Source organism: Phycisphaerae bacterium (assembly GCA_012729815.1).
In the GTDB taxonomy this organism is placed as follows: domain Bacteria; phylum Planctomycetota; class Phycisphaerae; order JAAYCJ01; family JAAYCJ01; genus JAAYCJ01.
This window is the reverse complement of the sequence record JAAYCJ010000357.1, coordinates 1-1689: the sequence shown is the minus strand read 5'-3', so window position 1 is coordinate 1689 and position 1689 is coordinate 1. Positions and strand designations below refer to the sequence as shown.

Sequence of the window (1689 nt, the reverse complement as noted above, 5' to 3'; positions counted from 1 at the left end):
TTAACCGGTTCGCCGACCCGCTGGCCGCCTATGCGTGGAAGTGCGTTGAAACGTTCGCGGTGTCGGGCGGCGACGTGCTGATCCGCGACCAGATCGAGTTCCTGCCGTGGCAGGATGACTGGAACACCGAGCCGGCGCGGTACTCGCCGATCCCGCCGCTGGTGTCCTACTGCGTCGATCAGGGCCATTTGCCCGCTGATTGCCTCAAGGACGTCGAAGACTTCGACCTGGTGACCAAGTGGGGTCCGTACCGGGCGCGGCAGGGCGATCGGGTGGACTACAAGCTGCCGATACCGCGGGCGTGGGATTACTATCCGCTGGCCGCCGAACCCACCGAGGAGCACCGTTGGCTTCATGAGAATTTGGTCGGATCGCTCAGCGCCGAGGAGGTCGAGACGCGGTTCGGTCCGGCGGCCGATCCGAACACCTGGGCGCCGGGTATCTTCCCGCACTGCTCCGCCCATGATTTTTCGGCTGGAGGATGGCGGGCGTCGAACTACATGAGCGACCAGGTCCATCAGCGGTATCGCGAACTGACCCGCTGTAGCGTGATGGGTTCGCTGTTCCCGCAGAACTACCGCTATCGTCACGACCCGGTCACCGGCGCCCAGTACGTGGCGTGTACGAGCTATGGCTCGCCGGACTACGTGATCAACGGCGAAGGCATCGCCGACATCGACTACTGGCAGGGGTTGGTGCTGTACGGTTTGTACACGCACGCCAAGTACGCAGCGATGTGGCCGACGATGGCTGACCATTGGCCGACCATCCGTTCGATGGCGAGTTACTGGGAGGCACTGCACAGTTGGGTGATGATGGGGCCGGGGGCCCGCGAGGCGGGCGAGATGTACCACGGCGACATGCCGACGGCGGGTTACGCCGGGCTGGTCGGGTTCCGCTACCTGGCCAATCGGCTTGGCACGGATTTCCAGCGGGACCTGGGGGCGTATTTGCTGGCCAAGAACGCGGTGCCGATGATCGCCAAGTTCGGCTTCGTGGATTGGGCGGGTCAGCTTTGCCACCAGGAAGTCTATGGGGGTGTCCTGTGCAACGGATTTGGCGAGCGCTGGGTGGGTTCGTTCAACACGGTCAGCGCGGATGCGTTCGGATTTTCGCCCAAGGACCCGTGGTGGCGGACCGGCTGCATCGGTCCGCAGAGCGCCCAGCCGGAGACGCTGGACGTGATCGCGCACCGCGCGTGGGACGACATCGTGCCGTGGGAAACGCAGTTCATCTCGCTTTGCCCCAACGAGGGTTTCATCCGGCACGACCCGGTCCGCGTGATGCCGCACGCGATGCTGCGGGCGTACCTGACCGAGGAGTTGCGGGCAAGCGGGTTTGACCTGCTGAAAAACTATCACCAGCGGTACATGCTGCGCGACGCCCACGTGGCGGCGGCGATGCTGTCGTGGGACTGTCCGGTCCGGCTGATTGATTGGTCGCCGGCGTACATCGAGTCCGGCCGGTGGGACCGGATGGCGGAGACGGCGACGATCGCGGTCAATGCCGAAGGACAGCCGGCCCAGTTGCGGATTGCCGCAACTATGGATGCTCCCGCGGTTCACGTCGACGGCCAAGCGGTTGAGCCGAAGGTGGTCGACGACTGGCGCCAGTGGACGCTGCTCGCGGTGGAGGTGGGCCCAGGGCAGCACAAGGTAACAATTTCTTCGAAGTAGATCGGCACGCTCG

The 1689-nt window shown here is 64.7% G+C and carries 1 protein-coding gene; it reads left to right on the top strand.

All coding sequences use genetic code 11. The features are described 5' to 3' along the window. Positions 1 to 1676, top strand: a 1676-nt coding sequence (locus tag GXY33_22680; GenBank protein ID NLX07958.1) for a hypothetical protein, incomplete at its 5' end; no start/stop codon positions are given. Between the last annotated feature and the right edge of the window lie 13 nt (positions 1677 to 1689).